7 protein-coding genes are annotated in these 8,112 nt (G+C 72.4%); 2 read left to right on the forward strand and 5 right to left on the reverse strand.

What is annotated here, in order from left to right; genetic code table 11:
• Positions 1-104: 104 nt before the first annotated feature.
• A complete protein-coding gene (locus ACFXGA_RS38505; protein ID WP_378097594.1) occupies positions 105-1,019 on the reverse strand; it encodes an EamA family transporter in 915 nt (304 codons plus the stop codon).
• Between the two features lie 73 nt (positions 1,020-1,092).
• Between ACFXGA_RS38505 and ACFXGA_RS38510 the strand changes: the two genes are divergently transcribed.
• The gene (locus tag ACFXGA_RS38510) at positions 1,093-2,001 is read left to right on the forward strand and encodes a LysR family transcriptional regulator (RefSeq protein WP_378097597.1); all 909 of its coding nucleotides are present in this window, start codon (positions 1,093-1,095) and stop codon (positions 1,999-2,001) included.
• Positions 2,002-2,262: 261 nt separating this feature from the next.
• Here the strand turns inward: ACFXGA_RS38510 and ACFXGA_RS38515 are convergent, their stop codons facing one another.
• Complete coding sequence (locus ACFXGA_RS38515; protein ID WP_378097600.1) at positions 2,263-3,540, reverse strand: epoxide hydrolase family protein; 1,278 nt, start codon at positions 3,538-3,540, stop codon at positions 2,263-2,265.
• 57 nt (positions 3,541-3,597) lie between these two features.
• The gene (locus ACFXGA_RS38520; protein WP_378097603.1) at positions 3,598-4,269 is read right to left on the reverse strand and encodes a FadR/GntR family transcriptional regulator; all 672 of its coding nucleotides are present in this window, start codon (positions 4,267-4,269) and stop codon (positions 3,598-3,600) included.
• Positions 4,270-4,430: 161 nt separating this feature from the next.
• Between ACFXGA_RS38520 and ACFXGA_RS38525 the strand changes: the two genes are divergently transcribed.
• Positions 4,431-5,612, forward strand: coding sequence for an MFS transporter (locus ACFXGA_RS38525; protein WP_378097606.1), 1,182 nt, complete (start codon positions 4,431-4,433; stop codon positions 5,610-5,612).
• Positions 5,613-5,853: 241 nt separating this feature from the next.
• Here ACFXGA_RS38525 and ACFXGA_RS38530 read toward each other — a convergent pair whose 3' ends face one another.
• Together ACFXGA_RS38530 and ACFXGA_RS38535 are read right to left on the reverse strand one after the other, a co-directional pair.
• Positions 5,854-7,227, reverse strand: a complete 1,374-nt coding sequence (locus ACFXGA_RS38530) for a mycothione reductase (protein ID WP_378097609.1) — start codon at positions 7,225-7,227, stop codon at positions 5,854-5,856.
• A gap of 160 nt (positions 7,228-7,387) precedes the next feature.
• Positions 7,388-7,915: a YbhB/YbcL family Raf kinase inhibitor-like protein gene (locus tag ACFXGA_RS38535; RefSeq protein ID WP_378097611.1), complete on the reverse strand. Its 528-nt coding sequence runs from the start codon at positions 7,913-7,915 to the stop codon at positions 7,388-7,390.
• Positions 7,916-8,112: the final 197 nt, after the last annotated feature.

Genomic DNA, 8,112 nt, shown 5'->3' on the forward strand with positions numbered 1-8,112 from the left:
GTATACAGAGATTTGGATGTGTGTCGTGGGCTCGGATTTGTGTATAAGAGACAGACCCGTAAGGGCCCCATGTCAAATCGAGCCGAACCGCACCACCACGCTCCTCACCCCGACCCCGACCCCGCAACCGAACCCACCCCCACCAACTCCCGCTCCACCACCGGCTCCCGCCGTCGCACCGTCGTCGCCGCCATGCCCGCGATCACCAGCACCGCCGCCCCGAGCCGAACCGGCGTCACCGCCTCACCCAGCAACAACCACCCGGACAACATCCCCGCCACCGGCACCAGCAGCGCGAACGGCACCACGGCGCTCGCCTCGTACGTCCGCAGCAACAGGTTCCACAACCCGAACCCGAGCAGCGTCGACACCCAGGCGATGAACAGGATCGCCCCCACCCCGGTCCAACTCAGCCCCCGTACCGCCGCCAGGTCGGCGCTCCACCCCTCGAACACGAGCGACAGCCCGAACAACGGCAGCACCGCCACCGCGCTGACCCACACGATGAAGTTGAGCGGGTCCGGCGGTCGGGCGTAGCGGGTGGCGACGTTGGCCAGGCCCCACGCCACCGCACCCAGCACCACCAGCAGGAACGCGCCGATCGGGCTGCCGACGCCGTAGTCGAAGCCGATCACCGCGATCCCCACGGCGGCCACGGCCATCCCCGCCAACTGCACCGGCCGCGGGCGTTCCCGCAGCAGCACGGCGGCGAACAGCACGGTGAAGAACACCTGGCTCTGCAACATCAGGGACGACAACCCGGCCGGCATCCCGGCGGCCATCCCGACGAACAGCAACCCGAACTTCGCCACGCCCAGCGCCAACGCCACCGCGACGACCCACTTCCACGCCACCTTGGGCCGCCCGACGAACCACAGCGCGGGCACGGCGGCGGCCAGGAACCGCAGCGCGGAGAACAGCAGCGGCGGGAAGTCGCGCAGACCGACCTTGATGACGACGAAGTTGACCCCCCAGATGGTGGCGACGAGCACCGCGATCGCGACGTGACGTGGTTTCACGTCCCCGAGTCTCAGCCGTCCCACCGTTTAGCACTAGCGATGATTCTTTAAGCTTTGGGTTTAGGATCGCTACATGTTGGATCTCGGACGGCTCCGCGCGCTGCACGCGGTGGCCCAGCACGGCTCGGTCGGCGCGGCGGCGACGGCGTTGGGCTACACGCCCTCGGCGGTCTCGCAGCAGATCGCCAAGCTGGAGCGCGAGACCCGCACCACGCTGCTGGAGCGCCGTGGCCGGGGAGTCGCGCTGACCGACGCGGCGCACCTGCTGTCGGCCACCGCCAAGCAGGTGCTCGCGCTGGTCGAGCACGCCGAGGTGGCGTTGGAGGAGCAGCGCGGCGCGGCCGTGGGCGAGCTGCGGGTCGGGGCGTTCGCCACGGCGGCCCGCGGCCTGCTGCCCGCGACGCTCGTCCGGCTGGCCGAGCGGCACCCGCAGCTCGACGTGCGGCTGGTCGAGCTGGACCCGCCGGTCGGCCTGGAGGCGGTGGCGCGCGGCGAGCTGGACCTGGCCGTCACGCACGACTGGGTCAACGCACCGCTGGCCGTGCCGGAGCCGGTGTCGCGGACGCGCCTCGGCGAGGACGTCGCCGACGTGCTGCTCCCGGCCGGGCACCCGTTGGCGGACCGGGAGTCGGTGGTGCCGGAGGACCTGGCCGGCGAGCGGTGGATCTGCCAGCCGGAGGGCACGATCTGCCACGACTGGCTGGTGAACACCTTCCGCGGCGCGGGCATGGAGCCCGACCTGGCCTACCGGATCGCCGAGTACGAGACGCAGTTGGCGTTGCTGGCCAAGGGGATCGGCGTGGCGCTGCTGCCCCGGCTGGGTCGCGGGGCGTTGCCGGACTCGGTGCGGGCGGTGCCGTTCCGGCCGACGCCCACCCGCCGGGTGTTCGCGGTGTGGCGGACGCAGGCCACCCGCCGCCCCGCCGTGACCGCCACGCTGGCCGCGTTGCGGGACTGCTGGGACCAGCGGGAGACGGCTTGAGCAAGACGGGACCGCTTGGGCAAGACGGGACCGCTTGGGCAAGACGAGACCGCTTGGGCAAGACGAGACCGCTTGGGCGAGGCGGTACGGCTCGAGCGAGGCCGGACGGCTTGACCGGGTAACGATCAGGCATCCGGCCGTTACGCCGCGCCCGGTTCCGGCGACCAACGATGTGGGAGCGGGGGAGCACGAGCCACTCACCAGGGGGTCTCCCGCGGAAATCCGCCGCCGTGGGAGACCTCCGCCCCGAGGTGCGAGCCCTTACCGCCGGTCGAGGCCGTGGAAGAACGCCCGGACGTCCTCGACCAGCAGGTCCGGCTGCTCCAGCGCCGCGAAGTGCCCGCCCCGGTCGAACTCCGTCCACCGCACGATGTTGTCGGTGCGCTCGGCGATCCGCCGCACGGGCAGCACGACCTCTCGCGGGAACACGGCCACGGCGGTCGGCGCGGACGAGGGCTCGTACCCGTTCCACATGGCCGCGGCCTCCTTGTAGAGCCGGGCGGACGAGCCGGCGGTGCCGGTGAACCAGTAGACGGACACGTTGGTCAGCAGCAGGTCGCGGTCCACCGCGTCCTCGGGGCGGTCGGTGGAGTCGGTCCACTCCTTGAACTTCTCCGCGATCCACGCGAGCTGGCCTACGGGCGAGTCGTGCAGCCCGTACGCGACCGTGTGCGGCCGGGTGCCCTGGAGCTGCACGTAGGCGGACTTCTCCCGGAACGTCGCGTTCCAGGCCAGCCGCTCCAGGTCGGCGTCCGTGAGCCCGGACGTGTCGTCGCCCGGGAAGGTGAGCAGCAGGTTGAGGTGCACGCCGACGACGTGCTCGGCGTCCACGATGCCCAGCTCGCGGGAGATCGGCGAGCCCCAGTCGCCGCCCTGCGCGCCGTAGCGGCCGTAGCCGAGCCGGCGCATCAGCTCCGCCCAGGCGCGGGCGATGCGCGGCACGTCCCAGCCCTTCTCGCGGGTCGGCCCGGAGAAGCCGAAGCCGGGAATGGACGGGATCACCAGGTGGAAGTCCCGTGACAGCGGCTCGATCACGCCCAGGAACTCCACCACGGAACCGGGCCACCCGTGGGTCAGCACGATCGGCAGCGCGTCCGGCCGCGCCGAGCGCACGTGCAGGAAGTGCACGGTCTGGCCGTCGATCGTGGTGGTGAACTGCGGGTGGGCGTTGAGCTTCGCCTCCCACGCGCGCCAGTCGTAGCGGTGCAGCCAGTGGTCGGCCAGCTCGCGCAGGTAGGGCAGCGGCACGCCGTAGTCCCAGCCGGCGTCGGGCAGGTCGACCGGCCACCGCGTGGCGGCGAGGCGGGCCCGCAGGTCGTCGAGGTCGGCCTGCGGGATCTCGACCCGGAACGGCGTGATGGCATCGGTGTCGGCGGACGTGCCGGCATCGACGTCGGCGGACGTGCCGGTGGACGTGTCGGTGCCGGCACCGGTGGACGTGTCGGTGTCGGCCGACGTGCCGGCGGCGGTGGCGGCAGTCGTGCCGGTGGCGGTGGGGAGTGCGCCGGTGGAGGTGGCCGCGGAGGCCGTTGCGCTCATGACTGCGAGCGTAGGACCGATCACGGACGGTTTCGATCCGTGATCCGGTCGCCGTCGTCAGTCCTTGTGGCGCTCCAGCAGCTCCTCCAGGAAGCCGCCCGCCTCGGCCGCGGCCCGCGCCGCGTCGCGGTCGCGCACCGCCTCCACCAGGCCGGTGTGCGAGACCTGGTCGTCCTCGTGGTCGTTCTCCACGGTGGCCGTGATGCTGGCCCGGACCGCCTCGGTCAGGCCCTGGTACAGCTCGGCCAGCAGGGTGTTGTGCGAGCACTGGACGAGCAGCACGTGGAACGCGGTGTCCCGCTCGACCAGCCGCGCCCAGTCCTTGGCGGCCAGCGCTTCGTCCCGCTCGGCCAGCAGCTCCTCCAGGCGGCGCACCTCGTCGTCGGTGCGGTGGGTGGCGGCCAGGCGTGCGCCCTCGACCTCCAGCGTGCGGCGGACCTGCAGCACCTCCAGCAGCTCGTTGCCGCACAGCCGGCGGACGGCCCCGGACAGCTCGCTGGTCGCGCGGACGAACGTGCCGTCGCCCTGGCGCACCTCCAGCAGCCCGGCGTGGGACAACGCGCGCACCGCCTCCCGCACGGTGTTGCGGCCCACACCCAGGGCGGTGACCAGCTCGGGCTCCGGCGGGATCCGGCGTCCGACCGGCCATTCACCGGCGGTGATCGCGCCCCTCATCTGGTCGATCACCTGGTCGACGAGCCCGGCCCGCCGAGTAGTGGCCAACGGCACAGCGCCATCCTTTCATCCGAACATCCCATGTCTGCGATAGTAGCCGCGTGCCAATCCAGCAGACCCGGCCAGACTGGTCATCGTCGACTGCCCACATTGCCACCGATCCCGGTGCCAACGCGACGATCGCCGACCATCCTGGCCGCACCGCCGGGGGTGAGGTGCGCCGTACCCGTCAAGTTGCCCTGGTCGGCAGCACCCTGTTGGCGATCGGCGTAGCGCTGGCCGCGGCCAACCTGCGGCCGGCGGTCACCAGCCTGGCCTCCGTGCTGGGCGACGTGCGCGCCTCGCTGGGCGTCTCGACCGCGTGGACGAGCCTGCTCACGGCCGTGCCGACGCTGTGCTTCGGGTTCGCCGCGTTCCTCGCGCCGTGGCTCGGGCGACGGCTCGGCATGGCGCGGGCGGTCGGGCTGTCGCTGCTGGTGCTGACGGTCGGCCTGGTGCTGCGGGTGGTGGACGGCCCGGCGGCGGTGCTCGGCGGCACGTTCATCGCGTGCGCGGGCATCGCGGTGTGCAACGTGCTGATCCCGGTGGTGGTCAAGGAGTCGTTCCCGACCCGGGTCGGCCTGGTGACCGGCGTCTACACCGCCGCGCTCGCGGCCGGTGCGGCGGTCGGCGCGGCGATCACCCCGGGACTGGAGTCGGCCCTGGGGTCGTGGCGGTTGGCCGTCGGCGCGTGGGCGTTCCTGTCGCTGGCGGCGCTGCTGGTGTGGTCGGCGGGCGCGCGGCACGGTGCGGCGTCGGCGCGGCCGGTGGCGCGGAAGGCGGGCGCGGGCCGCTCGATGTTCCGCAGCCCGTTGGCGTGGGTGATCACCGTGTTCTTCGGCCTGCAGTCCCTGCTCGCGTACACGGTGATGGGCTGGCTGCCGCAGATCCTGGGCGACGCGGGGGTGGGGCGGACCACGGCCGGCGTGCTGCTGGCGATCACGATGGTGCTGGGCGTGCCGGTGAGCCTCGTCGTCCCGCCGCTGGCGGCGCGGTGGCGCAGCCAGTCCGGGATGGTGCTGGTGCTGGGCGTGCTCTCGGTGCTGGGCGTGCTGGGGCTGGCCCTGGCCCCCGCCGCCGCGCCCGGGTTGTGGGTCGTGCTGATCGGGGTGGGCATGGGGATCTTCCCGCTCGCCCTGGTGATGATCTCGTTGCGCACGTCGTCCGGTGCGGACACCGCCCGGCTGTCGGCGATGGCGCAGAGCATCGGTTACCTGATCTCCGCCACCGGGCCGTTCGCGTTCGGCGTGCTGCGGGGCGCGACCGGCACCTGGACGGTGTCCATGCTGGTCCTGGTGGGTCTGCTGGTCCTGCTGACCGGGCTCGGGTGGATCGCCGGGCGTCCGCGGACGGTGTAACTGATAACGCCTCGTGTTGCGAGGGCGATGTGTCGATTACGGACACGAACGGGGAGACCCGGCTGCGCGAGGGGTCGGCCGGGTCTCCCCGTGGAACTTCGTGGGGCTCGCGGATCGTGTGGGCTCGTGACGGCGTGGGCTCGCGTGGCTCGCGGGGTTCGTGACCTCCGCGGGCTGTGCTGACCGTGCCGCGTGGCGTGGCTTCGCTTCGCCGAGCCGCGCGTCGGTCAGTGCGCGTCGGTCAGTGCAGCGGCAGGTTCAGCAGCGCGTTCTCGATCACCTCGGGCATCGCCGGGTGGATCCAGTACTGGCCGCGCGCCATGGTCCGGGCGTCCAGGCCGAAGCTCATCGCCTGGATCACCGGCTGGATCACGCTCGACGCCTGCGGCCCGATCACGTGCGCGCCCAGGATCAGGCCCGTGTCCGGGTCGGCCAGCACCTTCGCGAACCCGGTCGTGTCCTCCATCGCCCAGCCGTACGCGATGGACGCGTACGCCTGCGACGCCGCCACGTACCGCACACCGCGCTCGACGGCCTGCTCCTCGGTCAACCCGACCGACGCGATCTGCGGCGACGAGAAGACGGCGGCCGGCACGAACCGGTGGTCGGAGGAGATCGGCTCGTCCGGGTGCAGCAGGTTGTGCTGCACGACCCGCGCCTCGTGGTTGGCCACGTGCTTGAGCTGGTACTCCGAGCTGATGTCGCCCAGCGCGTAGATCCCCTCGACGGAGGTGCGCTGGTGCGCGTCCACCACCACGCGGCCGTCGGGGTGCACGTCCACGCCGGTGGCGGCCAGGTCGAGGAGGTCGGAGTTCGGCGTGCGGCCGACCGCGACCAGCAGCTCCTCGGACTCCACGACCTCCTCGCCGTCCGGGCCCTCCAGGTGCAGCCGCACCACGCCGTCGACCCGCTCGGCCCGCACCGCCTTGCGCTTGAGCCGCACGTCCCACTTCTCGGCCGCCAGCTCGGTGAACCGGGTGGCGACCTCGCGGTCCTCGTGGCGCAGGAGCAGGTCCGACCGCGCGATGACGGTCACCGCCACCCCGAACGACGAGAACACGTGCGCGAACTCCGCCGCGACGAAACCGCTGCCCAGGATGGTGAGGCGCGGGGGCAGCTCGTCCAGCCGCATGATGGTGTCGCTGGTGTGGTAGCCGACCGAGTCGAGGTCGGCGACGTCCGGGATCACCGGGCGGCTGCCCGCGGCCAGCACGAACCGGTCCGCGGTGATCACCTCACCGGTGCCGGTGTCGAGGGTCTTCGGGCCGGTGAACCGCGCCGTGCCCGGGTAGACGGTGACGTTCGCGTTCTCCTCGGCCCGCCAGCGGCGGCCGCCCTCGGAGATGGGGTCGATGCGGCCGAAGATGCGGTCCCGCACGTCGGCCCACCGCACGCCGTCCAGGTGGGCGTCCACGCCCAGCCGCGCGCCCGAGGCGGGCGCGGCGGCGACGTCGGCGGTGTGCACGAACATCTTCGTGGGGATGCACCCGACGTTCAGGCACGTGCCGCCGAAGACGCCCTTCTCGACGATCGCGATGTTCCAGCCGGCGAACCGCTCGTCCGCGATGGAGTTGCCGGAACCGGTGCCGATGATGACCAGGTCGAAGTGCCTCACGTCGTGCTCCAACCCGCGACGTGAGGCACTTGTTCCCGGCATCGGTGCGTGTGTCCGCGCGACGTGCAGGTCGGTGCGTGTGACGACGTGCACGTCGGTGGTGTGTCCGCGCGACGTGCGGGTGGGTGCTGGTGTCGGTGCCGTGTGGTGGGCGCGGGCGTCAGTGCGCGTAGGTCGGCACGAGGATCGCGCGGGCCAGCGTGTGGAACGCCAGGTTGAAGCTCACCACGGCGGGGGAGGCGTCGCCGTCCACGTCCAGCTTCTCGACGTCCACGGCGTGCACCACGAAGTAGTAGCGGTGCACCTGGTCGCCGGGCGGCGGCGCGGCCCCGCCGAACGCGCGGGTGCCGAAGTCGCTGCGCACGTGGAACGCGCCTCCGGGCAGCGCGTCGTCCGAGCTGCCCGCGCCGGTGTCCAGCGAGGTGACGGACGCCGGCAGGTTCACCACGACCCAGTGCCAGAAGCCGGACGGCGTGGGCGCGTCCGGGTCGAAGCAGGTGACGACGAAGCTCTTGGTCTCCTCCGGGAAGCCGGTCCAGCTGAGCTGCGGTGAGGTGTTGCCGCCCTCGAACAGGTGCGCCTCGGACAGCGGTTGGCCGTCGGACACGTCGGTCGAGCTGACGGTGAACGACGCCACCTGCGGGAGCAGGGCGTAGGGGTCGGGCGCGACGGGGCGCTCGAGGCTCATCAGGTCCTCCACACGTGATCTTGCGGGACAGACCCGGTTGACCTTATCGGCGGAGGTGGGTGGTTGCAGGGGTGGCGGGGGGTGAGGGGTGAGGTGGGGTGGGGGTTCCGGGGGGTGCTGAGTGCGGTCCGGGGGGGGGGGGGGGGGTGTGCGGGACGGGCACCCAGCAGGGGGGGGCCCACGGAGGCGGCGGGGGC

Origin of the sequence: Actinosynnema sp. NPDC059335 (assembly GCF_042752395.1) — a bacterium.
Taxonomy (GTDB): domain Bacteria; phylum Actinomycetota; class Actinomycetes; order Mycobacteriales; family Pseudonocardiaceae; genus Actinosynnema.

What these genes read in the sequence shown, in the direction of transcription:
- ACFXGA_RS38510 (WP_378097597.1), top strand. Translation starts at nt 1,093, where the DNA reads ATGTTGGATCTCGGACGGCTCCGCGCGCTGCACGCGGTGGCCCAGCAC.
- ACFXGA_RS38515 (WP_378097600.1), bottom strand. Translation starts at nt 3,540, where the DNA reads ATGAGCGCAACGGCCTCCGCGGCCACCTCCACCGGCGCACTCCCCACC.
- ACFXGA_RS38535 (WP_378097611.1), bottom strand. Translation starts at nt 7,915, where the DNA reads ATGAGCCTCGAGCGCCCCGTCGCGCCCGACCCCTACGCCCTGCTCCCG.